Raw genomic sequence first — 25,470 nt, forward strand, 5'->3', positions numbered from 1 at the left:
CCCTCTGATTAAGCAGGGACAGCCCAGGCCGCCCGCACGTCCTCAAACTCGTTTTTATCTAACTACCGGAGCCACTTGACCGTCTGCTTGCGATCATTGCCTGAGGTGACCCCACATGTCATAAGCGGACGATAACCTACCTTCAGGGCGCGTTCAAATGATTGTAAGCCACAAGCACAACTTTGTTTACGTCAAGCCCGGCAAGACCGCGGGCAGCTCGATCGAGCTGGCCATTAGCGCCTATTGCGGGCCACAGGATGTGATCACCAGGCTGCGCCCGCGCGAGGAATATCAGCGCGGCGACTGTGCGGCGCGGATCGAAAACCCACAATTCGTGAATATCAATTCCGGCGAGACCATCGAACTGCAAAACCATTCCAGATACAGCGATGCGCTGCGGGTATATGGCGAGCAGATCGTCGACTATGATGTGGTTTGCACCGAGCGGAACCCGTGGGAAAAGGCGATCTCGTCATTCTTCTGGAAGGGAAACAGGCGCCCCGAACGCCCGGTTGAGCCGCGCTTCAAGAGATTTGTCAACGACGGTCGCTGGCCGCAGGATTTCGATGTCTACTCCGTGAACGGTGTCTGTGTCGCCGATCACATCATCAGGGTCGAACGTCTGACGGAAGACTACCGCGATTTCCTCGGATCATTGGGCATCGTGATCGAGGGGGAGATCAGCTTCCCGGCCTCTAAGGGCTTTCAGCGCCCCAAGGAGGCGACACGGGAGGTCATGTTCACGCGGCCTTGGGTGATCCGGGCAGTTGAGGAGCATTCCCAAGAGCTGCGCTCGGTGCTGCCCTACCGTTTCGAAGACCGCAGCGCACCGGAGGTCCACCTGAGCCCGGACCGCCGAACGGCCCGCTATCGGTTTCTGGAACAAAACGCCTGCGGTCCCGCCTATTGGCAGCGCGTGCCGACATCCACATCGGCCTGATCCGGGGGGCAGGCGCAGTGCCGATGAGTTCAGTTGACCGCCTGGAGTGAAGTGCCAGATCCGCCTTCAGAGGCGACGCGAGCAAAACAGTCAAAGCTGTCGCGCATCGCGCTGTCAAATCTGACGTCTGGAGGCGAGTACCGGAATCGAACCGGTGTACACGGATTTGCAATCCGGAAAATTTCTTTGATTTTAAAGGGAAAAATTGTAAACGGACTTGTTTCGTTCAGGGTCACTTTTCAATAGGTTACGAGGCCCAAGTAAACGGTTTTTCACAGTCTCTTGCTCTGACGAAAGGGCAAAGAAAAACCGCTGAGGGGGCGGCCACCCACCTCAACGGCATAGAAGAATATTTCCGTCCCAATACCTACGGCATTTCCGGTCTGACCTCAACCCAATTGGCGGTGAGATCATGAGTTGGCGTATCGCAAATGAATGCGCTGAGCGCCGCTTTGGCAGCGCCGCGCGCAAGCAGATCATCATGTTCTTGGCCGACAAAGCGAGCGATGACGGCTCAGGCATCTGGTGTTCCAAGGGGACGATCCAGCGCCACACAGAGCTTAGTGAGAGCACGGTCAAGCGCACCATCATCGACTTCCTGCGCGAAGGCATTCTGATTGAGACGGGGCGGCGGCACTGCAAGAATGGCTACACCGTCATTTACCGCATCGTTCTGGAGCGCGTGGCCGCGCTCGAAACCACAGCCGAGCCCGACATTGAGACGGGGGTCACTGTGAACCCCGTCCAGCCTGAACCCGGTACGGGGTCCACGGTGAACGGGGTACGGGGTTCACGGTGGACCCCAAACCATCCTAAAACCATCCATAAACCACCTACGCGCAGGCGCGAGGCGGCGGAGGCGGTTGAAGATCTTGAAGCTGAGAAGATCTTGGCGGCCTATCCCGAAGACAGGATCCGAGACCGGCGGACCAGTCTGCGTTTGATCGCAGCAGCCATGAAGGCCGGGGTGAAGCCCGATGATCTGAAGCAGGCGGTCAAAGCTTATGCCAAGGAAAGCGAGGGCTACACGCGCAGCAAGGTCTGTTTCTCAGACAACTGGTTCAAGATGCGCCGATGGGAGAAGGGGCTTGCCAAGGTGCAGGCGGACCGCGAGAAGGCACGAGAGGCCGAAGCCAAGGGCCGTGCGAGCCTCGCCGAGTGGATCCACGAGCGCCATCCCCTGTGCCGCCACATCACCAACCGGCAGATTGAGGATTTGATCGCGTCAGAGTTGGTGACGCCCGAACAGGTGCGCGCTGCGGGGCTGCAGGCGTGACTTTCGAAGGAAGGTAACGCAATCATTTCGTTCGAGCAAACGCGCTGTATGTGTGCGGTGAGGTAACCAGGTCATGTTTCGTAATGGTAACCTTAATGCTGTCAATGTTATGATGAGATAACATAAGTCGTGGTGCGAGCAGGGGCGTTGGATCGTCAGGTTGAGCGGCGAAAATTGACAATAATGTTTTATCAGCGTAACATATAGAGGCTTAGTGTCGCTTGGAGATATCATTATGGCTGTTCCGATCAAAATGCCCAGGGCGGCACGTAAGGAGCTCGTGACACTTGGGGAAAACATTCGTGTTGCGCGACTGCGCCGCAAGTTGACCGCCGAGATTGTTGCGCAGCGCGCTGGCACTACGCGGCAGACCATCGCCAAGATCGAAAGCGGGAACCCCGCAGTCAAGATCGGCACTTACGTGGCCGTGTTACAGGCGCTTGGCCTCTTGAAAGGTTGGGGGGATATCGATGATCCGGTCGGTGAGCAGATGGCTCTGGATGACCTCCCGCAGCGTGCGAGACTGAAAAATGGTTGAGGTCTGGATCGACTGGAAGGGGCTGAAACAGGTCGGCACGCTCCACCGCACAGCGGGGCGCGGCCGAGAGCGGGTGTCCTTTACCTATCATGACGATTGGCTTGTCGACGAAAACGCCTTCGGGCTTTCGCCGGACATGCCTCTCGTTAAAGGGCAATTCGTGCCTGAGGCCGGACAAGACATGCTCGCACCGCTTGGGGATTCTGCCCCTGATACCTGGGGCAGAACGGTCATGCGGCGCTATGAGGGGCGCATGGCAGAGGCCGAGGGGCGACGTCCGAGGACACTGCAAGAAACCGACTACCTGCTTGGCGTAAATGACGAGACCCGTTTGGGTGCGCTGCGCTTTAGGGTTGATGGCGAGTTTCAAGCACCCGAGGGTATAGGTGTACCTGCGCTCGTAAGCCTCGGGGATTTGCTTCATGCGTCTCAACGCGTTCTGTGCGGCGAAGAGACCACTGAGGACCTGAAAATGCTGTTTGCTCCGGGCAGTTCTCTGGGCGGCGCTCGGCCGAAGGCCAGCATCCTCGACCAACACGGCCGTCTTTCTGTCGCCAAGTTCCCGAGAGAGACGGACACCTATTGCGTGGAACGCTGGGAAGCTATAGCGCTGGAGCTGGCAAGACGCGCCGGAATTACGGTTTCTGATCACACGCTTGAGATGGCTGGCGACAAGCCGGTTTTCCTGTCCCATCGGTTTGACCGGAACGAGGACGGCAGGATCCCGTTCATCTCAGCTATGGCGATGCTGGGCGGCAAGGATGGCGAAAGCTACAGCTATCTGGACCTGGCAGACATCATCACCTCAGAAAGCGTAACGCCCGACCAAGACCGCGAGGAACTCTACCGGCGGGTTGCCTTTTCCATTCTCGTCACGAACCTCGATGATCACATGCGCAATCACGGATTTCTGCGTGGGCATGGCGGCTGGCACCTCTCACCGGCCTACGACATCAACCCTGTGCCGAACCAGCCGCGTGTGCTCAAGAGCTATGTCGACGATGACAATCCGGATGCCAGTATCGCCCTGCACCGCTCGCAACATGAATCCTATCTTCTCGAACGCGGCGAGGCAGATCGCATCATTGCAGAGGTCGCAGAAGCGACTATGGCTTGGCGCGACGTTGCTCGGACCTTGGGGGCTCCGGAGAGGGAGATCAAGGAGATGGCGACAGCCTTCGAGCACGAGGAAGCGGATTTGGCGCGAGCGTGAATTATGGTGATCGGCCAGCCTGGGGTTCTTGAGATGAGGACGCAAATCCATTGGCCTCGAATTAGAATACTTTGAAAGCGGATGCTAATGAGCAGATCCAAATTTGAACTTAATCTCGATACTGTTCGAAAATTGGCGCTTTTTGTTTTGAACAGCTTGGCGGATCAGCCAAAAGAGTGGGTTGCTGTCGGTAAGGCTTATCAGGAACTGCACGGCTTTGGCGACGATCCGATCTTCAACCAGGTTTTCGTGCGCCTCTTCACTGTGATGAGAGACGAAATGTGGGTCGGGTCTCCGCAAGAAGGACCGAAATTCACGGTCGGCCTGACCTTCAAAGGGCAAACCGTCATCCGCCACGAGGCGGAAATAGACTTGATCTACGAGCGACACTTTCATTCATGGGCAAAGACTATCGAAACTGCTGCTAGAAAGCAGCGGCATCTCGATCAACAACGGGCAGCCAAAGAGCAAAAAGCCCAAAAGAGGTTGGAAAAGGGGAAATCAAAAGAAGCTCGCAGAAAAGAAGAGGTGAAGCGGCAAGTAGAAGCTCGTCAGAAGCGAGAGATGTCATCACTCGTCGAAAGCGGAAAAAGAATTCGCTCTTCCCTGTCCAAGTCAAACAATGAGCAACTCTTAAACCTGTGGAAGGCAAACACATCACGTGCAGCCAATTCGACAGGCCAAAAGAAAAACGAACACCTTTTGATTGTTTCCGCTGTCGAAAAGGAGTGGAGGCGAAGGGTCCGAGATTTGCCCGAGGTGGAAGCCTTCAAATGGCCAACCACAGATGTTGGAAGTGGACATGGTGGTGGTGATTTTGAGAGGGCTGAGGAAAGCTTTCTGAAAGTGCTCGGATATACGGTCGGGAAAACAAATGGCTTGCCAGCATCAACCCGGCAGTTAATCCTGGACCGCTGCTTCTCAGGGCATCTTCCACCAGTCGAAGGGATTTCGGCGCTTCGAATGTGGGGCGAACCAAAGTCTGCCTTAAGGCTTAGAAAAATCGCTTATCACATTGCCGGTCTAGCGAAAAACTTCAAAAAAATGCAGTCACGCGGCTACGAGGATGCGATTTCGGATTGGGAAGACGATCTGAAGTACATGCATGACAAATACTACGTCCGTCATTTTGGCTTCAGTTGGCCAGGCCGTGGTCTCTAGTTCTGGTTCTTTTGAGGCTTGTGTAAGTTACGCAGCAGTATTTTGGGTTTGCCAGTTTTTCGTTCTCACTGCCGTGCTTCCGATTGCTGAACATAAGCGGGCAGCCGTAGCAGACGCGGGGCAAGCCCCGCTTCAACAAGAAAATTCCCCTGCGCCAGCGCATTCCTCGCGAGGCAAGTTTCTCGCTGACAGCCCCTTGGTGCCAGCTTTGGTCATGTTCATCGAAACACTCAAAGTGAAGATCAAAAAATGGCCACTCAAACTCTGAAACTGAACGTCAAATCCGGCGAAAAAGACGGCAAGAACTTCTGGGACCGCTGCGGCGCCCTCTTCGTGAACACCGACGACAGCGGCAACATCACGTCGATCAATGTCAAACACAGCATGTTCCCCGATGTCGAAATGGTCGCCTTCCCGCGCCGCGATGAAGATCCGGTCACCGAGTGACCTCTGCGCCAGGGCGGGTTCACCGCCCTGGCCAACATCTCTGGAAACTTAACCCTCAGCTAGGTCGCTTCATCTTGAGACCGAACCTGAGGGTTCAGGCGCGAAAGGGGGGCACTGAAGGCCGCTTCCAGTTTTTGGATATGAGCGGCAAGCCAACCAATCATCTCGGGCCATGCTTCCCGATTGAAGCCGTCAAAGGGTTGAGCGTAGACGATGCGGCTTGCCTTTTTGTCGTCCATGCGTCGCCAATCAAGCTCAGCACCGAACGCCGCCTCGATCGCATCTTTCTGTCCAAATAATTGATCGAACAGCCACTTGTTCTCTGCGGTTTCTGACCGCTGCAAGCTTATCTCGACCCGCGCTTCATCTCTCGAGAAGATCATCTGATAGGGGCAAGACCGGGTCCCAGATCCTGCGCTGAGCCAATGATCTTTGGTCGGGCTTATATTCTGGTAAAGTGTAACGCCGTCGACACGCAGCTGTTCAAGGGCCGCTTCCCAGAAGTCCAAGCGCAGCTTGTGCCGCTTCTTCTGTGTGTCCTGGATGGCTTTCTCTTCGTTTTCTTTGCTCGACATCCCGATCATGAAGTCAGCCGCTTCCGGCGTCGGTATAATCTGCTGAATATCGACCATCAGCTCATCGCCAAACGAGTACGGGGTCACTTTGAAGCATTGTGCACGAATTCCGCGGCTGAGGAGCCATAGGACCGTTGCCGTGACCTCACGCCGAAAATTGGCTGCGATAAAAATCATCCGCTGGTCATTTCCGGGGTTTAGGACGGTCTCTTCTAACTCCTCGACTTCCATGAACTCGCAGATCCGCACGGCCGCATTGCCGCCGCCCGCATAGCGGTCGAGGTATTGTTGGTAGATATCGACGATCTGCGTCTTGGTCAGGCCCGAGACGTAGGCGGTGTACTTCAGCGCCTGCCACGTCACATCTCTCCCGCTGTCATCAAGCTTGTTCTCGATCACAACGAGGTTGCCGTCCTTGTCGAGCGCCAAGAGATCCAGGCGTTCACGGGTTTCATCAAACCCGTCGAACTCCTTCTGAATGATCAGCAATTCCTCCCCTAGGGCGTCAGGTTGATTGGCCAGCCACTCTTGCAAATGGTCGCGCTCCCGTAGGTTCAAATCAGAAAAGCGTTTCTGGGACAGGCGGGACAAACGGTTTTGGTTCAGATCAACACGGAACATGGGCTATCTCCAAAGCATCGCTAAGTGCCCCGAACTGCAGACATGAGCTCAGAAAAGTCTGACACAACATCATACTTCACCCGGTCATTCGGGACGCTGTTCGCAATCTCCTCGAAGAACTTTCTGGCGCACTTGATTTTCTCGCGTTCCAACTCGCGGAACTTGAGGGATGGCTGAGAGCCCTTTGTTTCCGCAACAAAATAGATGTGCTGGACTGATTGCTCTTTGAAAGCTATCGCCCAGTCGGGATTGTAGTCCCCGACAGGCGTGGGGATGAGAAACCCCTGCGGTAGCTTCGAATAGACGACGATTTCATCGCTTGTATCCAGGTCTTCGACAAACTTTCGTTCGACCCCGGAGTCGACCACAGCATAGTCGTAAATGTGGTTTCGCAACTTCCCGGCAGCCTGCGTCAGGTCAGTGCCACTCTGGGTCGCGGGGAAAATATCGGTGTCGTATCTGTCGGTAGTTGCATCATAGGTCAGATGCTCGATGACAGTCGTGGCCTTTTGCTCTTTGATTATGCGTGAGGCCTCAGAGATGAACTGTTCAGGGTTGGCCTGGAACGTCGAGAACTTCGCAGCGCTCATTCCGGTCAGAATTTTCCCGATCGTCCCACGCGTCAAGTCTGCTCCTTCGGCAAGTTTGCCGATGACATCATATGAAACCAGCGAGTGGGCAGAGCTGCTTTCCTCACTGCGTATACCCGATTGCTTGAACGCAGCTCCGGTTCGAAGTTGGGCCTCAGTCAGCTCATCCGAAAGTTTGCCTTCGGTGACGACGTATTGCAGAGGCGAGACAAACAGATTGCTGTCCAAAGCATTGATGCAACGCTTGATGAGATCCTGGGAGTCAAATTCTACCTGATAGACAGCCTTCCGGTTGATGCGCCGCCATAGTTCCTGAAACTCCTTCTTTTCGAAGTTCTTGTTTCGCGGGATCGCTTTGGGCTTACGGGCATCGCCCATCATGTTCTCGAGCTGGCTTCCGTTGAAGACGGTATCGATCAGCTGCAGGATCTGTTCCTGTTGGTCGAGTAGCTCATCGGGCAACGCGGCCAGCGTGCCCGCCTCACGCGCGTCATGATACGCTTGCGTGATGCCATCGTTGTCATCGATGTAGTCGTTCTTGATGAGATAACGCTCGATGCGTTTGGCCATGTCCTTGGATACAGTGGTTTCACTGCCGTTGACCGTGATCGACTTACCTTCGAAGTACTCGGCGTTCGCTTGGCGCGGGCGCTCCGACAGGTTTTCGGCGATTTCCTTCTGAAGCCCGCCGACAAAGTCTTTATAGCTTTCGCTGGCCACCACGGTCAGGACGTTGATGTCATGCACGGTTGCTGCGTGATCCATACGGTCGCCGTTCTTGTTGACCGAAATGCGGAGGCCCCTGCCAACCTCCTGACGACGCGATATGGTGTTGTCGCTGTGCTTGAGCATGCACATCACAAAGACGTTCGGGTTGTCCCAGCCCTCGCGCAACGCGGAGTGGGAGAAGATGAACCGCGTCGGCTCCTCGAAGGACAGCAGGCGCTCCTTGTCCTTCAGGATCAGATCGTAGGCTGAAACGTCATCCGTCAGCCCCGCGAACTCACCGCGCGCTTTCACCTTGGGATCAACAAGCTTGCCCTTCTTATCGATGGAGAAATAGCCGTTGTGCGTCGCACCGACGTCGATGCTGTCCAGATGCTTTCGGTAAGCCTCATCCTCTAAGGGCAGCTCGCCAAGGTATTCGGCTTTCAGCGCTTCGTATTCCTCTTCGAACACACGGGCATATTCGCCTTTTTCGTCCTCAGCGTCGTAGTCCCGATATTTTGCCACCTCATCGATGAAGAACAGGGACAGCACTTTGATGCCTTTGGCGAAGAGCTGCTTTTCACGGTCGAAATGGGCTGCGATGGTCTCGCGGATCTGAATGCGGCGGATGTCACGTTCGGTGATGTCGCCGCTGGCCTCACCGGCCTTCAGTACCGCTCCGTTTGTGAAATGCACCTCATCCACGCGTGCATCAATGTCTGAGACGACGAAATCCCGGTACTGATCAAGCCCCTTGGACAGATCAAACAGGTTGCGACCTTTCTCGACCTTACGCGGCAGGCGCTTGATTTGACCGGAAGCCATTTTGACCTCCATCTCAACCCGCGCAACGGGATCGCTTTTGGAAATCTGGATGCCTTCCAGATAGAGATACGCATTCGTGCCGGTCAGACCCTTGGCCTGAATGCCGCGCACTTCGATCTTCTTGACCAGCTTCTGGCTGAACGCGTCGACCGCATCTAGTCGATGCACCTTGTTGTGGACCGTCTTGTGGGTTGCGGAATAGCGCAGGATGAACAGCGGGTTGAACTTGGGCAGGGCGTTCTGCGTTGCCGTGCCTTCCATCTTTTGCGGCTCATCGAGGATCAGGATAGGGCGGTTCTTGGCAATCACGTCGATGGGGCGGCGGGACTGGAAATCATCCAGCTCTTCGTAAATCCGCCGGTTATCAGCGCCGCTCGCATTGAACGCCTGCACGTTGATCACCATCACGTTGATGCCCGCGTCCGAGGAAAAGCTCTCCAGCTCGTGCAGCCGCTTGGAGTTATAGATGAAGAACCGCGCCTTTTTGCCGTAGCTTTCGACAAAATGCTCTGCCGTCATCTCCAGCGACTTGGCCACGCCTTCGCGGATCGCAATCGACGGCACCATGATGATGAACTTGGACCAGCCATAGCGCTTGTTCATCTCGAAGATGGATTTGATATAGCAATAGGTCTTGCCCGTGCCGGTCTCCATCTCGATGTCGAGGTTTATGGCCGCGCCTGCCTTATAGCTGGCCTGCTTGGGCTTGCCCTTGTCATCGACAAATGTGCTGAGGCTTGTCGACAGGGGCAGGTTCTGGCGCTGTTGTACCTTGCGGATGTTTTCCAGAACTTGGCTCGCAGGCAGGGCGATATCAGCGTTGCGAAAGCCGTCTTCGTCGGCGCGCATCTGCGCGCGGACACCGGGATCGATCCGATAGACTTGGGCCGCCGTGTTGGGCTGGCCTTCGAAGCAATCGACCACGGCTTCGACCGCCGCTGTCTGATAGGGTTGCGACTTGAACTTGATCTTCATGGGGTCAAATCGCCTTCACGTCTGTGTCGGGCGACATGGCTTTGAAGATCTGGCGCACGTTGATCTTGGTCTGATCGTCGGCGAAACCTGTGTCCTTGAATACGATCCGCATGGGAGAGTGGCCTGCCAGCTCTTTGACCAAATCCTCGGAAATGCCATCGTCGAAACAGGCCATCAGGGCGGTGTCATCGACGAAGAAGACGGTTTTGCCCTGCACGGTCTCGCGGCGTATGGGCAGGGTCAGGTCAACGCCCCAGTCGAGCAGGACTTGGAACAGCAGATCCTCGACCGTGCGGTCTGGTTTGACGTTGTCCACGCGGGAAAGCAGATCGGCCTGAGAGGTCTGATCCGGCGTGTAGAACACATCGGCCATGTTGGAGCTGTCGATCTTGAGCACGCGGAAGCCGACATCGGTAGATGTCTCTGGAAAGGCTTCCCGAACCTCAGAACCAGCTTTGCGAAGCCTTTCTTTGGTTAGGCTTGAGATCGTTTCGTAGTCGCGATCTTCGGCGACGACTGGAAGTTGAACCAGGATATACCGGCTATTTCTTCCAAGCTGCGCATTGCTTTGGATTACTGCATGGCCTGTGGAACCACTTCCGGCAAAGAAATCTAGGAATATTCCATCTTCAACTCCGAGCCAGTCAACTATCCGTCGCATCATTCCAACGTGCTTTTCGGTGTCAAAACCGATGTAATTTCCCTTGAGCGTAATATCCATCCAGTTATCGCTCATAAGCTTATAGTCTCGAGGCGGCACATAGTATTGCACCACCCCATCATCATTCAGCCTTACAAAATCCAGTTTGACATTTGTCGCTTGCAGTTGGTGCAAATAGTGATCGTCCAATGACGGCTTTGGTTCTGGAGCCTCCAGATATTCGTTGTAATTCTTAGCGGCAGTTGCAGCCTTATCTTTGCTCCAGCGCCATTGGCCAGTTTCAGGCGTCTGGCCAAAAAGATCATAGCGCATAGTGTGACGATCAGTTCCGCGCCAGAAGGTGTCCCACTTGCCAGCCTGAGCTTCTTCGGAAATGTGCTGGAGCTTAGGCATGCGGGTATCTGGACTGCGGCTGTAGCACAGAATGTACTCGTGACCAGACGCAAGGTCAGAAATGTCTTCGAACTGAGATTGGACGTTTTTCACCCCGCGACGAACTACAATCATGTTTCTGAAGTTCTCATGTCCGAACACTTCTGAGCAGACTGATTTCAGATTGTGAACTTCGTTATTGTCGATCGAAAGAAAAATGAAACCATCTGGGGCCAACAAACGCTGAGCTACTTTAAGGCGAGTATACATCATGCTGAGCCAATCAGAGTGGAACCGGCCGTTTGACTCCTTGTTTGCAACCAAGCGGTTGCCCAATTCATCTTTCTGACCGGCGGTCTCCATGAATTCTGCAGCCGTTTCTTTGAAATTGTCTTTGTAAACAAAATCACCACCCGTATTGTAGGGTGGATCAATGTAAATGCATTTGACTGACCCAAGATAGTTTTTCTGAAGCAACTGGAGCGCCTCAAGGTTGTCGCCTTCGATGAACAGGTTCTGGGTGGTGTCGAAATCCACGCTTTCATCCCGCGCGGGGCGCAGGGTTTTGGCGATGGGGGCGTTGGCGGTGATCAGTGCCTCGCGCTTGCCCGGCCAGTTCAGGTGATAGCGTTCCTGCGGCCCCTCGACGATGCTGTCCGACAATTCCTGCTTCAGCTGGTCGAAATCCACCGCCAGGCGCAACTTGCCATCCTCACCCGCCGCCTCGGTCACGCAGCCGGGGAAGAGCGCGCGGATCTTGGCGATATTGTCCTGCGTCAGGTCAGGGCTGTGCATTTTCAGCTTTTCGATCTCGTCACTCATTCTCGTCCCTCTGCCTTTTCCGGCTTTTTCAGATGCTCGAAGTCTGCCTGCGCCTCACGCAGCTGACCGTGCAGTGTCATTTTGATGTTGAATTGCGTCTCGCGTTTCAACTTGGATTTCAGCTGGCTGATCTCACGCTCTTTGGTTTTTAGCGCGTGCGTCCGGTCCATCCGCGCGCTCAAGGATTCCGCCGTTTGCGGCACAATCGGCATAAGCGCCGTCAGGATCTGTTCATAAAGCACGCCAAGGTTCAGCGCCACTGGCAATGGGCTGCGGGGCGTATCGATCGGCAACCAGTCCGAGCGCAGATAGTCCGAGAGCACCCATTTTGCCGTATCCGCCTCTGACGGGCGTTTGTGGGCGGCGGCGATTTGGATCTGGCCGTCCTGTTCCAGCTCGAACAGGATCGGAAAAGGGATGGCGCGGTCGATGCCTTTGAGCACGTCATCGTGCACTGAGTCGGATTTGAGCGTGACGCGGAACACCTGAATTTCCGGCACAGATTTGGTGGCGGGCAGGTTAATGGTTTCCGGGGCCAGCTTGGCCCGCCATGTGATCTGATCGACCTGCGCGACGAATTTGTCCTTGAGCGTGGTGGTGGCCTGAACCCGGTCATAGATCCGCGTTTTGGGCACGACACGTTTCAGGAGCGTCGATTTGGGATAGTCGTAGAGCGCGGTCATGCAGCGTCCCTCACGACGATGAAAGCGAGCAGTTCAAAGTCATCAAGCCCCGCGATGGTGTGGGTCAGCGCCGTTGTGTGCCCACCGGAAAAGAGGCTGTCGAGGTCGCGCTCTTCCTTCACCTCGATCATGGATTTGATCGCGTCGCTGAGCAGTTCGGAATATTTGCCCATCTCGCGCCCGTCCTTGGTTTCCGCGTTGAAGGCATCGCAGAGTGCCTTGATCGGTTTGTCCAGACCCTTGCAACTGGAGCGGATCAGGTCGAGCAGGCGCTTCACCTCGGTGTGGTCGGCGATGACGCTCGCATCGTTGTCGAGGTAGATCAGATAGTAGGGGTGCAGACGGTTCTGCTGGTTGACGTTCACATCAGGGTGGATGTTGCGCAGGGCAAAGATCACACCAGACTGCAGGCCTTTCGCGGGGTTGGACGGGACGATGGCGTGCAGGCCCTTGGGCTGGCCCGCCAGATCGCCATGTTCATTGGTGTAGTTCAGCAGATCCATGCGGAAGTCGTTCAGGCCCAGGTCTGTGATGGAGACGCCGGTTTTCACATCTTCGAGCTCGATCACCTCTTCCTGCAGGCGCTGTAGCTGGTCCTTGCGGTAGGCGACGTCACTGCTTTTCGCCGTCAGCACGTTGTCTTCACCGGTGCCAGTAAGGTCGACGATGTGCATCCGGTTTTCAACGCGTTCCTTGAGGTTTATGTACTCGTCGAGCGAGATGTCGGGCCAGTAGTTGACCAGCTGAATGGCGGAGTTTGGAGAGCCGATACGGTCGACCCGGCCAAAGCGCTGTACGATGCGCACTGGGTTCCAGTGGATGTCGTAGTTGATCAGGTAGTCGCAGTCCTGAAGGTTTTGCCCTTCGGAAATGCAGTCGGTGCCGATCAGAATGTCCAGCTCTTCTGGCACCTCCGGCATGATCAGCGCCTTCTCTTTCGCCCTTGGGGCAAAAAGGGTCAGAACCGACTGGAAGTCATAGTGAGGCTTCAAGGTCGTCTTGGGGTTCCCTGAGCCTGTGACAATGCCCGTCTCGGATCCCATCGCGCCTTTAAGGGCGGGCGCGACGTGGCGATAAAGATATTCGGCGGTGTCAGCGTAAGCGGTGAAGATCAGAACCTTGCGATTGCCTGGGTTCAGGGGCGAGGTCATCTTTTTTTTGATGATGTCGATAAGGTGCTGCAGCTTGGCGTCCTCTTCAACGCCAACCTTTTCCATCTCAGTCAAAAGGCCGTGGATGAGCTCGCGGTCAGCGCCCAAGTCAGCTTTCCACGTCGGGATATCCATATCCGCGAGGTCGATTTGGATCTTCTTGCCGATTGTGAATTCGCCAAGTCCCGACAGGTCGTCATCGTCGGTATCCAAGTTGTCCACGTCATTGAAGACGTCTTCGATCCTGCCATTGCCGCCACTCGCCTCGAACCGGTCGATGGCCTCCAGCATAGCGCCAATGTTTCGGTCGAGCGCACCCAATGTGAGACGGAATGCCTCTACAGAACTTTCTAGGCGCTTCAGAAGGTTCGTCGTCATCAGCGCTTGCAGGCTGCGCTCGCGATCGGCCTGGCGCAGCGTACCTTTGGAGCCTTCTGTCTTGGTGTCGTAGAGCTCTTCATATTTCCTAAGGCGGCTCGGTTGGATGTAGTTCACCGGCGCGTAGACAGCCATTTTTAGCAGGGATAAGTCGCGATATATCTCGTCGAACCCCACGACATCCTCGCGGAACGTGATCGGCAGGTGATGGGAGATTGGCTTTTTACGCTCGGGGAATTGCCCGATGTCGGCCGTGTCGTAGAATTGCTCGATATGCTTGCGAGAACGCGCAATCGTCACCGAGTCTAAGAGCTCAAAAAAATCAAGATCCAGCGCTCTAAGAATGGATTGTGCAGTGCGTTCCGCTGGGGGAAGCTCAGACCACGAGTTGAAGGCGGTTTGGGCCTTTCGGAAGATCTCTTCAACACTAGACTTGGTCTTCAGGTTTCGGCTCAACGTGTCCGAATGCCCTTCGTAGGCCAATGCGAGCTGGTTGCGAAGATCGGTGAACCTGTTGTTAACGGGGGTCGCGGAAAGCATCAGAACCTTTGTCTTCACACCGGATCTGATGACCTTGTTCATCAGCTTCTGGTAGCGAGTTTCCCGATCTTTGTAGACATCGTTATTTCGGAAGTTGTGAGACTCATCGATGACGACCAGATCATAGTTGCCCCAATTGACCCGGTCTAGTGGGATGCCCAGTGACTCGCCCGATGTTCTGGAGAGGTCGGTGTGACAGAGGACGTCGTAGTTGAAGCGGTCGGCTGCAAATAGGTTTGTCTTAAGGTTCGTATTATAGTTGCGCCAATTGTCGGCGAGTTTTTTGGGGCAGAGAACCAGAACAGATTTGTTCCGTAGTTCATAATATTTGACTACCGCAAGCGCGGTGAAAGTCTTTCCTAGGCCAACACTGTCCGCAAGGATGCAGCCATTGTACGTTTCCAGTTTGTTGATGACCCCAGTGGCAGCATCTCGTTGATAGTTAAATAGCTTATTCCAGACGAGACTATCCAGATATCCAGTTTGGTCGTTGGGAAGCACATCGTCATCAACCTCCTCAAGGAATTCCCTGAAGATGTTGTACAGGATCAGGAAGTAAATTCTTTGCGGCGAATTCTCTTGGTAGACGGCCTCAATGTGCTGAAGGACTTGATCCGTCACATCTTGAACGTTTGCGGGGTTTGCCCAGACTTGATCAAACAACGAAAGATAAGTTTTTGCCGAAAGGTCGTCCTCGAAGGCATGCGTGAAATTCGAAACAGCGTTGCCAGGCTGGTAGCCCAAGTCGACGGCTGAAAACCCACTGATAGGCGAGAAAACCTTGTTTCCTTTGCTCGCTTCGATGGTCGCGAACTGCTGCATCGGGGCGTCAGTAGCGTTGGATTTAAAGGTGGCTTTCCTCCGGATCCAGTCCGCGCACTGTTTTGCAATGGCCTTTTGGGTCAATTTGTTCCGAAGATGAATTTCAAATTCTGTGCCGTACAGCGCAGTTTCTCTAAGCTGTTTCGGGATAAAGAACTCTCGTTTCTCTTTCCTTGAACGCCCGAGAGCTTCGTTCGGAATAAACGTCGGATCTGTCAGTATGAACTCGAGCTCTTTGACGCTTTCCAGTTCATTCCGCAGTGCTTCATATGCAAAGATTGAGAAGCAACTGGCCGCCACCCGTATTTTCGCACCGGCTTCGGACCCTGCTTTCAGTTCATCTCCCAAGAGGACAGAAATGTTGTCGATGATTTTCAAAAGATTGCCCTGAATTCGAACGGTTTTTTGTAAACGTATCGTGTAACGACCTGTGTTCACAGCCCAAATTCAACCTATGTACACGGATTATCTTTCGGATCATCGCCAAGGCTGTTTGACGATCAGAAGTGCCGCAACAGGTCGTTGCGACACGCCAAGCTGATGTTCGTCTTGTTTCGAGCCCACGCCTAATCGCGCGGGCAACATCTCCCAGTAGACTACACCGAGGCTCAACGGGCCGTTGGCCCGCTCACCCCGGTCCAGGCATCATTCCTTTTGTTTGGTCCGCCCAACATCCCTGACCGTGGCGGTCAACCATAGTCCATCCCCAAAATCAGCCACCAATTTCCCCTGTCTCGCGGGCGAGCCATTCCTCGCGGGGCAAACTGGCGTCTGATTTTGGCGCAGACATTTTCTTCGCAAATGTGGCCGATTGACAGCCCCGTTCAGGGCCGTGGGTCGGGCTTTGCCCTCTCCCACTCTGTTCCGCCGAATACATGCGTATTCGGTCAGACCAGGTGGCCGAGGCGCAGCCCATCGGCGGAAGGGGGCAGGAAGCCTCACCCGCGTCACTTTGATCGAGGAGGCCACAAATGGCACCGAAGTTTGATGTTTATGCCCATGTCACCGACACCATTATTGCAGAAATCGAGGCGGGCACGCCGCCTTGGCGTAAGCCGTGGACCGGAAGCGCGTCCGGCGTTGCCTTGCCGACCCGACACAACGGCGATGAGTATCGCAGGATTAATGTCCTGATGCTCTGGGTCATGGCGGCCAAACATGGCTATGTGTCCAGTCGCTGGATGACCTACAAACAGGCGCAGGAGCTGGGCGGACAAGTCCGCAAAGGTGAAACGTCGTCGACCGTGGTCAAATACGGGACGTTCACCAGAGAGAACGAATTGGGCATCGAGGAAGAGTTTCCCTATGCGCGCGCCTATCGTGTGTTCAATGCGGATCAGATCGAGGGCTTGCCGGAGGATTACTACATCCGGCCCGAGGCCCCGCGCGACCTTGGGACGGCGGAAGATTCAGAGCTTGAGGCGTTTTTCAGCCGAACGGGAGCGGAGATCCTCACCAGCGATGACCCGCGCGCCTATTACAGCCCCGCCAAAGATCACATCCACATGCCGCCGATTGCCACCTTTCACGATGCGGCAGGCTATTATGGGACGTTGGCCCATGAGGTGATCCATTGGACCGGCAGCGAAAAGCGGCTGGAGCGGATCAAGAAGGTCGCAAATCGTGAAGCCTATGCCTTTGAAGAACTGGTCGCAGACATTGGCGCTTGTTTTCTTGGTGCTCAGATTGGCGTCGCGCCGGAATTCGACCAAAGCGCCGCCTACGTTGAAGGGTGGTTGAAAGCGCTCAAAGAGGACAAACGGGCGATTTTTCGTGCGGCATCTGAAGCGCAGAAAGCCACAGACTTTGCTTTGCAAGCAGCAGGTCAAAGCAAGGAGGTGGCAGCATGACCCCAGACTATCACAGCGATGATTTCGCGACCGCGCGTCTGGAAGATACCGTCAGCTTGCGAAGCGCCGCCCGTGAGGCCCGCGCCACGCTTTACGCAGTGTTGAACCGGCTGGAGCTGAACGATCTGGACGGTGAGGAGCAGCCCTATATAGACGATTGTCTTGGGGCTCTCGCAATCCTTGAGGAGGCGTTGCGATGACCTTGGAAGACATCAAAGCAGCAGGGGACGCGAGCAACCGCGTTCACTGCCGTTTTCTCGAACATTGCTGCTAGGGCTGTGTTGTGGGCTATTTGAGCGGTGCGTTCTCACGCTCAAGTGAAACGACCATTTCGTGATAAACGGCAACGGCTTCAGCGTTCCGTTCGGCTTTAATCAAATCCGATATCTTGCAGATTTGATGCCATGCAAGATCTGCAATTTTTGGATCCTCAAAGAGGGGAACAAGGCTGGGTGCTCGCTCATAGTACTGAGCAACCAAGTTGCTTCCTTCTTCGGTACGCATCAGTACATTGTCGCGAAAGCTGCGCATTGTTGTTAGAACATCGCAGTCGTCGGGGAGGCCTTTGTATTGGCACGCTGCAGTTGTTAGGAAGCAACCTGACTTTTCACTTTTGCCGCTGCCGCTTTTCGATCCCCGAGATTTGCCCGTGTCGGCACGTTTTTTGCGCCAGCGTCCATCATCATTTCGCGAGCGGTTCTTACCTTTGGTTGGACCGGATTTGACGACCGGACCACCGGTCTTGTTGGGCGATTTTGACAATTCGAACTCCTGTGAAAAACTAATTCAATTGGGCTCATCATCGAAAGAAACGTGCCCGATGACAACCGTTTCGTTGGCGACAGGCATCGACGTGGATGGCACATTACTCACCAGCTGTTGGGTCGCAGCTATGGCTGCTCCAAACGGAATACAGGTAGTTGATGCAATATTATAATATTGCATCAACTGTGTTGAAATGCCATAACGGGGCTGCCTGTATGATGCTGGCAAGAAATAGGGGTGATTACTTCACATGGGCCGACCACGCGCACCACCGCACAAGCGACTGACGCAGAACCAGCGTTTTGCCATCGTGCGCAAGCGTGCCGAAGGGGTGTCGATCGAGGATCTGGCCCGTGAATTCGGCGTCACGCCCCGCAGCATCTTCTACACGTTGAAGGCCGATCAAAGCCGCAAGCTTGATGCGCGAGTGCGCTCCGAACTGGTGAATGTCCGGCTGACGCCAAAGGAGCTGGCGGGCTTTGATGCCGTGCTGACGCGGCATGATATCGCCAGCCGGGCGGAGGGGCTGCGGCGGTTGATCCATGCCTCAAACGATCTCTTTGTTCCCGACGATGAACTGGCCAACCAGATGCAGGGGTTATCGGCCTCGCTCAATCGCACCGGCAACAACATCAACCAAATTGCGCAGCGCCTGAACGAGGCAAAGCGCCAGGGCAAGACGCCGCCCTATGGCAACTCTTCCCATAGCCAGGTGCGCGCCTTGGCCGGGCTGATCTTCGATATCGCCGACCAGGTTCAAGACATGGCGCAGCGTCGTCGAAGTGCATTGTCCGGCGAGGTTGCCCGCGTTCTGGGAGGCTTTGCCGGTGGCCCGGAATAGTGCCATTGCCGCCGCTCAGGAGGCCTTCTTTGATCGCGACTGGAGCCGCATTCGCGGCAGCGTCCCGCGCGCCCGCGCGAAGCAGATGGCCCGGGCGGCGATGGGGCATTCACCCGCGATTTTCAAAGCCATTCGCGACGGCGGCACACACAACAAAACGCAGCTGCGCAACCAGCTGGAATACCTGACCACCAAGTCGAGCTTTATCATTGACAGCCGTGGTACCTATGACGGCCAAAGCGTCCTGTCAGCCAAAGAGATCGAGCAGGTCACGCGCCGATTTTCAGCGCAGTGGAATGAGGGATTCCACCCAAAGCTCGGGCACACTTCTCATCTATTGATGGCCTTCCCGATTGGCACGCGCGGTGAGGATGTTGCCGAGATCACGCGCGAGATCTGCGAGCGGTTCTTTCAGGGTGAAGGCAGCCACTTTGACTACATCGCCGCCGTGCATGAGGACCGGGATCACCCACACGCCCATATCGTCCTGAACCGGCGCAGCAAGGACGGTGAATTCTTCTTTCTGAAAGAAGGGCACCATTTCAACTACGACAGTTTTCGCGAGGCAATGGTGGAGGTGTCGGAACGCTATGGGCTGCGCCTTGAGGCGACGCGAAAGCTCGAGCGTGGGATCACGACGAAGAGGCCAAGCGACGTGGATCAACGTCTCGCGGAAGCTACGGGGCAGAAGCCGACCGAACGAGAGCGCGTGGGAGCAGAGCTTGACCGTGCCTTGGCTGAATTCGCCCAGAACGCGCGGCTTTATCGCGGCCTAGCGGCCGAGGCCTCGCGCGAGAACCAGCATGACATTGCAGCAGCTTTGGACAAGGCCGCGATGCTTTTGGCGCAGGGCAAACCGATTGAAGCAGATGGAAAGGTATATGGCATGGCCGAAGAACAGCATTCGTTTGATGAGGTCGTGGATGCCTTTCACGACAAGATCAACCAAGCCGAACGCATTGTGGCGGACGCGCCTGTAGAGCGGCGCGCGGCGCTCGAGCATGAGCTGAACGACATCTATCGCTCCTTGTCACATCTGAGCCCAATGGGAACGCAGTCCCACACTTTGCTCGAAGACGCGTCCAAAAGTGGGATCTATTCGGCCACGAATATACGGGCCGAGGTCCTAGGCGATTTGCGGGATCCAGCTCTGGCAGAACGTCTTCAGCAGGCCTTGAAAGGCACCGGTATTGACGCGCAGGAGGTGACGCGTCGCGTAGAAATCGGCGCGGGCAATGCCGCGCTCGAGCGGCAATGGCTCGGACAGGATCTGAAGTTGATTGCCGAGAAGGACGGCTTTGACCTGTCACGCGCTGATGAGCTCGAGAAAGCGATCGACCGCCTTGACCAGGTGCACAGTGATCTGGGTCGTATGTTGGCCGATGCTGAAGTTCTCAAGGACAGTGGAGTGGTGGAGTCTGACCGGCAGGAAGCCATCACCGACCGGCTTCCGCCGATCACTGCTGAAATCCTGAGCCGTATGAGGGACGACCCAACCGCAGATCCATTCCGCAGCGATCTGGAGCGCGAGACCTTGAGGGCCGAACTGGAGGATCTGGCCGGTGAAGAAAACACCCCGGACTTGGCAATTGGCGATGAGACTGTGCTGGAGGAACATATCGAAGACCGCCTGGACCGGCTCTATGCGGCTAAGGCCTATCTGCAGAGCGATGCAGCTCTGGCGAACAGCGTGGCCATGGAGCACGTCCTCGACGAGATCGCCAATGAAGAAATTGATGTTCAACGCGAGCGGCAAGTCGATGCCGACGGCGAAAAGGGCCTGACGCATGGGTAAGACGCGGATCGCACTCGGCGTCATGAGCTTCGCTCTTCTGGGAGCGGTGTTGGGCTATGTTCTGGCGTCGGCCTTTCTGACGTTCCGCTGGTTCGGGGTCGGGGCGGACATCGATTTTCTAATGTTGGCACGCAGCTATGGGGTTCTCCGAACGACCCATCCGGCCGATATGCAGATTGTTCACCTGATCGTGGGGATCAGCACCGGTGCCGGTGTTTTACTCAGTGCGGTCTTGATGAACGATGCGCTGACCAAATTTGGGGAAACCCACTGGCAGCAAATGTCCGAGATGAAGCGAAACGGTTTCTTCGGCAAGCCTGGCCACGGCTTTATTCTCGGCAAAATGGGTAAGCCCAAGGGTCGCAAACCCTTCGTGATGTCTAAGGTGTTCCCTCATGCTTTAATCGTAGCTCCGACCGGGCGTGGCAAGACCACGGGTTTCGTGATTCCGAACCTTTTGACCTATCAGGGCAGCGCGGTGGTGTTGGACGTGAAGGGAGAAAATTTCGAGGCGACGGCGCGCCATAGGGCCGCGCAAGGCGACAAGGTGTTCCGGTTTGCGCCCACTGATTGGAAGGACGGCCGCTCGCACCGGTACAATCCTTTGCTGCGAATATCGGCGCTGAAAAACGTCGACCGCCAACAGATGGAGCTGCAACTCCTGGCCTCGCTGTTTCTGCAAGCAGATAACGACCGCGTCCAAGGGCTCCTCGATGGCGGTATCGATCTGTTCGTGGCGGCAGGGCTTTTAGCGTTCGAGCGAAAGCGGCCGACCCTGGGCGAGATCTATCGCATCACCGCATCAGGCGGAGACAAGCAGAAAGAGTACCGCCGCCGTGCAGACGAGGTGGTCAATCCAGCCGCCAAGCTGATTTTCATGCGCATGGCCTCGACCAACAACGACACGCTGACGTCTTACCTGTCGCTTCTCATGACCTCGGGCCTCAAGCAATGGTCGAACCCCGCCATCGATCGGGCGACCGCGATAGATTCAAAACTTTCGTCGCCGATCGCGCACGCGCCATTCAGCGCATCGCCACCTATCTAGCGGCTTACGTGGATTTTTCGAGCGACCAAGCAGGCGAACGGATCGACGAACTGACCTGCAACACTTTGGCATGGCACTTGGCTGACGAAGCCACGCGCGAAAACCTTCTCGAAGTTTTCCACATGACTGGGAGAGCTATCAAGGAAGCTGGTGACGATGCGCTACGCGCTTTGATCAGAAAATCTCCACTTCCACCTGCAGACGTTTTTGCTCTACGTGATTGGACAAACGCTAACATTCAAACGCTTGTGGATGCGGCAGAACGTGGTGAACTTGTCGATGCAGTCTTTGCGGAGGTCCGTCAATACGTCACCTCCAAAGCCCTGACAAAGCTCACTGACCAAAACCAAATCCTGCCCACATTGAAGGCATGGATGGCTGGTGAGTCATTTGACACTATTGGGCAGGCGCTGCGTGCTGCCAATGTTCGGACTAGCAATCGGCATATTACAGCAAACCATGTAGTAGCCATCTGCGAAGGCGGTTTTGGGTTCGATCTCGCAATGGTCGTGGCATCGATTGCCGACCTCGTTGAACCTCGAGATCCAGCCCTCCACGAACAGCTGCTGTTGCTTCAGCGGCAGATAAAGAATGGACTGAGCAACACAACAGCGCTCGCCTTTTATGAAGCTGGTTTCAAGGATCGCGTGGTTGCTCAGGCACTGGCAACCTCATTTGGTGACATAAACGATCGCCATGGTGTCCGGCGTGTTTGCCGCGCTCAGCAAGACGAGTTGAATGCGGTTCTCGATGCGTTCCCAGCATATTTCCAAAGTGTTGTGGAAGAACTGCGGCGTTGAGTTGAGCACGTCGAGCAGAAGCGATGGTTTCGTACTTGCGGCAGTTGAAATACTGCTCCGCCCACGAATGACGCGGGAGGGCTTCGTGCGGGCTTTCGCGCTTGAAAAATGGAGGTTGTTAAGTGGCGATAGCACTTGAAACCCATCTTGTGACAACGTATTTCTGGTTTGAGCTGCCGCCCCAGCCTCCCCCCTCCGACGGTAAAGTATTCAGCATGCAGGGTTTGAAATAGAGCTTTTTCTGTTCGAGCGCACACATAAGGAGGGATTGTGTATTTTTGCTCGCAATAGGAGAAACTCAAATGAACCTATCTGCACCGATCAATGAACTTAAGCGCAAGGCAAGGCTGTTGCGCCGCTCTGAGGATATCCCGCTCAATCAAGCGTATGCGCGTATCGCCAACGAAGAAGGCTATGCGAGTTGGGGGCTCTTAATCCGCGACTATGAAGCGCAGAAGCCAAAGCCGAATGCGCGACCTCGGAAAGGCTATCAGATCACTTCGCTGCCAGTCGATGACGGCTACCGTAGAGAAGCGATAGAGCTGGCCAACAGCACATTTGAAATGGTGATAAGTCGGATTGAGCCCGATAACCCAGTGGAACCGCGGCGGCTCTGGGATGCGGTAGAGTACGTCGATCATCACCATTTAAGCGCTGATATGCTTCCAATTGATAGCGAATACGCCCTGTCTTTGATCGAGGCGTTTTTGGTCCATCACGTAATCGATCTCGCCGTGCAAGCAGATCGAAACGCGGAAGCTTAAGCTAGACCAACCTTTGGCTGGGGGGAATGTACCCCCAGCCAAAGATAGCTTTTGGCAAATCTGCAATGCAGAGCCTGCACATGTTATGAATGGTGGAAACGGCCGATTTCACTCTAAGCGTTTGGCCCGTTCAGCGACCCTCTGAACCAGTGAAACGGTCGTAGCGCTAGCCTGGCGCATCCTAGCCCCGGCGATCTCCGCATTTGACCTTGTTCCAAACCTTGCTCGCGCCCGTGACCCCTTGGTGCCGATCAAGCCTTTGGCAAACCCGCCTGGGCCTGGAATGCTCGGCGGCCCGGCCATCATGAAATTGCCTGAGATTGAACGGACGATCAGCGGGGTGGCGATAATCATGCCGCCTGCGAGAAACATCATCATGAAGAAGGGCACCAGCGCGCCAATGTTGCTGGCTCCGGAGGGATCTCCGAGTTCGCTCATCAACGAACGTGACATGCCGACGACAGTGGAAAACACGCCCGCGATCACGAGGGGGTAGAGCGCATAGGATACCGTGCTGGACAGCCAACGGTGGAAATAGTCCTTGCTGACATCGAACAGCGAAAGCGCGATCATGATTGGGGCGATGCCGATCATGAACGCCAGCATAATCTTCGCGAAAATCAGGACAAGGCCGCAGAGCGCGCCGATCACACCAAGGAGGAAAGCGCCGATCGCGCCGATCAGCGCTCCGGCCATCCAATGCATGTTGTCACCGGCCGCGTTCAGGTAGTCGCTGAACTCTTCGATGAGATCATCGAAGGCCTCGGCAAAGTAGGACGCACCTGCACCGCCGCCACCAAGCCCTGCCACCATGCCTCCCGCGAGCTGGTCGAGCCCGTTGATGAGGGCGCCAGCCACGGCATTGAATTGGACCCAGTTCATCGCAAACAGAGAGATGAGCATGAGCTTGAGGGCGAACCAGAAGGCGGTCCGCCCATCCATGGACTTGTACTGAAACACCATGTTGAGGAAGACGCCGATGACAGCGAGCGTCGAGGCCACCACAATGACGCCGCCAAGCTGACCGGCGACGTTGCCAAATGTGGTTTGGGCCGCGTCGTCCAGAAAGTTGTCGGTTGTCTCAACCATCCAGGTGACAACGCCCATTGGATCCTCCTCGGGTTGGCTTTAGGTGCTCTCACCAGTGCGACGCTTCAAGAAGGCCTTCAGGATGTGTTCGCCGTCGAAATCCGGCACGACGGAGACCAACTCCCAACCATCCTGACCAAGGGTGGTCAGCTGAGCTTCGATTTTTGGTGGCTTTGTCTTGGCGGTGTTGATCAGTTCAATCTTGTATTCAAACATGGGCTGTTTCCTTTGAATGGGGCTCGATTTGTTGGGTTTGGTCAACCGGCAGATAGAATTCCGTGATGCCGCGCGCGCCTTCATGGCGACCGGCCTGGATAATCACATCGATCGAGCGAGTGATGTAGTCGTTCATGTCCTGGTATGTCATGGGCACATCGGTTTTCAGGGCGGCGATGGCGAGACGCTGAACCGACAGCTGAGGCGTTTCAGCGTGCAGCGTGGTGAGAGAGCCACCATGGCCGGTGTTTATAGCCTCAAGGAAGGTCATGGCCTCTTTGCCGCGCACTTCGCCCAAGACGATGCGGTCCGGCCGCATGCGCAGGGTGGAGGTCAGCAGGACATCAGCTCTGCGCATGGCTTCATCGCGATCAGACATCAGCGTGACGACATTGGGCTGCGTCGGACGCAACTCGGCGGCCTCTTCGATCGTGATGATGCGCTCATCTCCGGGCACGTAGGAGAGGATCTTGCGCGCCGTGACGGTCTTGCCGGTGGAGGTTCCGCCGGAGACGATCATGTTGAGCTTGTGCGTCACACAGAACTTGATCGCGGCGTCGATGTCGCCGGTGGCCACGACATCGCGCAGTTCGGCATTGCGCTTGCGCCTTGCACTCTCGTTGCTGCGTTCTTTGCCGAACAGGTAGGACAGTTTGATCTGGTCCAATGGAAGGTCGGCGAAGAACCGCAGGGAGATTGCGTGTCCGCCATCAACGGCCGGAGGCTGTATGACTTGCGCGCGGATCGGGCGGTCACGGTAGGCGATGCTGACCGACACGATGGGCTTGGTCCGGCTGAGCGTGGTGTTCGCGGCGGAAGCAATCTGATTGCCAAGGTCTTTGATCTCATTGGGCGAGAGCCGACGACTGAGGGACCTCATGAAGTGATCACCCTGAAACTCCACCCACATCGTGCCGTCGGGGTTGATGCAAAGCTCGATCAGCTTCGGATCACGCGCCTCGGGGATATTGTCCATCGAGCTTTGCAGATAGCTGGCCGCCATA

Annotated in this window: 21 protein-coding genes and 1 pseudogene; 13 read left to right on the forward strand and 9 right to left on the reverse strand. The window is 55.7% G+C overall.

The window, feature by feature from the left end:
* The first annotated feature begins 157 nt into the window (after nucleotides 1–157).
* The 6 genes from VXL81_RS14965 to VXL81_RS14990 all read left to right on the forward strand — a co-directional run bounded on the left by VXL81_RS14965 (nucleotide 158) and on the right by VXL81_RS14990 (nucleotide 5,575).
* A complete protein-coding gene (locus tag VXL81_RS14965; RefSeq protein WP_416539071.1) occupies nucleotides 158–940 on the forward strand; it encodes a hypothetical protein in 783 nt (260 codons plus the stop codon).
* 412 nt (nucleotides 941–1,352) lie between these two features.
* Nucleotides 1,353–2,216: a hypothetical protein gene (locus tag VXL81_RS14970; RefSeq protein WP_416554911.1), complete on the forward strand. Its 864-nt coding sequence runs from the start codon at nucleotides 1,353–1,355 to the stop codon at nucleotides 2,214–2,216.
* Nucleotides 2,217–2,451: 235 nt separating this feature from the next.
* Nucleotides 2,452–2,754 (forward strand): helix-turn-helix transcriptional regulator, encoded by a 303-nt coding sequence (locus VXL81_RS14975; protein ID WP_171186123.1) that lies wholly within the window; start codon nucleotides 2,452–2,454, stop codon nucleotides 2,752–2,754.
* Nucleotides 2,747–3,967 (forward strand): type II toxin-antitoxin system HipA family toxin, encoded by a 1,221-nt coding sequence (locus VXL81_RS14980; protein WP_416554914.1) that lies wholly within the window; start codon nucleotides 2,747–2,749, stop codon nucleotides 3,965–3,967. Before VXL81_RS14975 ends, VXL81_RS14980 begins: the two co-directional genes overlap by 8 nt.
* 87 nt (nucleotides 3,968–4,054) lie before the next feature.
* On the forward strand, nucleotides 4,055–5,128 hold the full coding sequence (locus VXL81_RS14985) for a cell envelope integrity protein TolA (protein WP_416554916.1): 1,074 nt from the start codon (nucleotides 4,055–4,057) through the stop codon (nucleotides 5,126–5,128).
* Nucleotides 5,129–5,377: 249 nt separating this feature from the next.
* Nucleotides 5,378–5,575, forward strand: a complete 198-nt coding sequence (locus VXL81_RS14990; RefSeq protein ID WP_416554918.1) for a hypothetical protein — start codon at nucleotides 5,378–5,380, stop codon at nucleotides 5,573–5,575.
* Between the two features lie 59 nt (nucleotides 5,576–5,634).
* Here the strand turns inward: VXL81_RS14990 and VXL81_RS14995 are convergent, their stop codons facing one another.
* Genes VXL81_RS14995 through VXL81_RS15015 form a run of 5 tightly spaced genes read right to left on the reverse strand, consistent with a single transcriptional unit; the run spans nucleotide 5,635 to nucleotide 15,676 of the window.
* On the reverse strand, nucleotides 5,635–6,771 hold the full coding sequence (locus VXL81_RS14995; RefSeq protein ID WP_416554920.1) for a DUF4268 domain-containing protein: 1,137 nt from the start codon (nucleotides 6,769–6,771) through the stop codon (nucleotides 5,635–5,637).
* A gap of 20 nt (nucleotides 6,772–6,791) precedes the next feature.
* Nucleotides 6,792–9,869, reverse strand: coding sequence for a type III restriction-modification system endonuclease (locus VXL81_RS15000; protein ID WP_416554922.1), 3,078 nt, complete (start codon nucleotides 9,867–9,869; stop codon nucleotides 6,792–6,794).
* A gap of 4 nt (nucleotides 9,870–9,873) precedes the next feature.
* Nucleotides 9,874–11,724: a site-specific DNA-methyltransferase gene (locus tag VXL81_RS15005; RefSeq protein WP_416554924.1), complete on the reverse strand. Its 1,851-nt coding sequence runs from the start codon at nucleotides 11,722–11,724 to the stop codon at nucleotides 9,874–9,876.
* A complete protein-coding gene (locus VXL81_RS15010) occupies nucleotides 11,721–12,407 on the reverse strand; it encodes a DUF4391 domain-containing protein (protein WP_416554926.1) in 687 nt (228 codons plus the stop codon). Before VXL81_RS15010 ends, VXL81_RS15005 begins: the two co-directional genes overlap by 4 nt.
* Nucleotides 12,404–15,676, reverse strand: a complete 3,273-nt coding sequence (locus tag VXL81_RS15015; RefSeq protein WP_416554928.1) for a helicase-related protein — start codon at nucleotides 15,674–15,676, stop codon at nucleotides 12,404–12,406. The genes VXL81_RS15010 and VXL81_RS15015 overlap by 4 nt, the downstream gene beginning before the upstream one ends.
* Before the next feature lie 593 nt (nucleotides 15,677–16,269).
* Here VXL81_RS15015 and VXL81_RS15020 point away from each other — a divergent pair.
* Nucleotides 16,270–17,148 carry an ArdC family protein gene (locus VXL81_RS15020; RefSeq protein WP_416554930.1) on the forward strand — a complete coding sequence of 293 codons (879 nt, stop codon included), beginning with the start codon at nucleotides 16,270–16,272 and terminating at the stop codon, nucleotides 17,146–17,148.
* Nucleotides 17,145–17,348, forward strand: a complete 204-nt coding sequence (locus VXL81_RS15025; RefSeq protein WP_014880597.1) for a hypothetical protein — start codon at nucleotides 17,145–17,147, stop codon at nucleotides 17,346–17,348. The genes VXL81_RS15020 and VXL81_RS15025 overlap by 4 nt, the downstream gene beginning before the upstream one ends.
* 88 nt (nucleotides 17,349–17,436) lie before the next feature.
* Here VXL81_RS15025 and VXL81_RS15030 read toward each other — a convergent pair whose 3' ends face one another.
* Nucleotides 17,437–17,910 carry a CFI-box-CTERM domain-containing protein gene (locus VXL81_RS15030; RefSeq protein WP_096789473.1) on the reverse strand — a complete coding sequence of 158 codons (474 nt, stop codon included), beginning with the start codon at nucleotides 17,908–17,910 and terminating at the stop codon, nucleotides 17,437–17,439.
* Nucleotides 17,911–18,163: 253 nt separating this feature from the next.
* Between VXL81_RS15030 and VXL81_RS15035 the strand changes: the two genes are divergently transcribed.
* The 5 genes and pseudogenes from VXL81_RS15035 (at nucleotide 18,164) to VXL81_RS15055 (ending at nucleotide 23,161) form a co-directional block, all read left to right on the forward strand.
* Nucleotides 18,164–18,754, forward strand: coding sequence for a hypothetical protein (locus tag VXL81_RS15035; protein WP_416554932.1), 591 nt, complete (start codon nucleotides 18,164–18,166; stop codon nucleotides 18,752–18,754).
* Entirely contained in the window at nucleotides 18,741–20,549 is a 1,809-nt protein-coding gene (locus VXL81_RS15040; RefSeq protein ID WP_416554934.1) for a relaxase/mobilization nuclease domain-containing protein, read from the forward strand. Before VXL81_RS15035 ends, VXL81_RS15040 begins: the two co-directional genes overlap by 14 nt.
* Nucleotides 20,542–21,579: pseudogene (locus VXL81_RS15045) on the forward strand (type IV secretory system conjugative DNA transfer family protein); the annotation flags it as partial. The gene VXL81_RS15040 and the pseudogene VXL81_RS15045, both read left to right, overlap by 8 nt.
* 26 nt (nucleotides 21,580–21,605) lie before the next feature.
* On the forward strand, nucleotides 21,606–22,397 hold the full coding sequence (locus tag VXL81_RS15050) for a hypothetical protein (protein WP_416554936.1): 792 nt from the start codon (nucleotides 21,606–21,608) through the stop codon (nucleotides 22,395–22,397).
* 302 nt (nucleotides 22,398–22,699) lie between these two features.
* Nucleotides 22,700–23,161, forward strand: a complete 462-nt coding sequence (locus VXL81_RS15055; RefSeq protein WP_416554938.1) for a hypothetical protein — start codon at nucleotides 22,700–22,702, stop codon at nucleotides 23,159–23,161.
* 108 nt (nucleotides 23,162–23,269) lie between these two features.
* Here VXL81_RS15055 and VXL81_RS15060 read toward each other — a convergent pair whose 3' ends face one another.
* Genes VXL81_RS15060 through VXL81_RS15070 form a run of 3 tightly spaced genes read right to left on the reverse strand, consistent with a single transcriptional unit; the run spans nucleotide 23,270 to nucleotide 25,469 of the window.
* The gene (locus tag VXL81_RS15060; protein ID WP_416554940.1) at nucleotides 23,270–24,268 is read right to left on the reverse strand and encodes a type IV secretion system protein; all 999 of its coding nucleotides are present in this window, start codon (nucleotides 24,266–24,268) and stop codon (nucleotides 23,270–23,272) included.
* A 21-nt stretch (nucleotides 24,269–24,289) separates the two neighbouring features.
* Nucleotides 24,290–24,466, reverse strand: a complete 177-nt coding sequence (locus tag VXL81_RS15065; RefSeq protein WP_416554942.1) for a hypothetical protein — start codon at nucleotides 24,464–24,466, stop codon at nucleotides 24,290–24,292.
* On the reverse strand, nucleotides 24,459–25,469 hold the full coding sequence (locus tag VXL81_RS15070; RefSeq protein ID WP_416554944.1) for an ATPase, T2SS/T4P/T4SS family: 1,011 nt from the start codon (nucleotides 25,467–25,469) through the stop codon (nucleotides 24,459–24,461). The genes VXL81_RS15065 and VXL81_RS15070 overlap by 8 nt, the downstream gene beginning before the upstream one ends.
* Nucleotide 25,470 lies beyond the last annotated feature (1 nt).

The organism is Phaeobacter sp. JH204B (assembly GCF_048055755.1).
Taxonomy (GTDB): domain Bacteria; phylum Pseudomonadota; class Alphaproteobacteria; order Rhodobacterales; family Rhodobacteraceae; genus Phaeobacter; species Phaeobacter bryozoorum.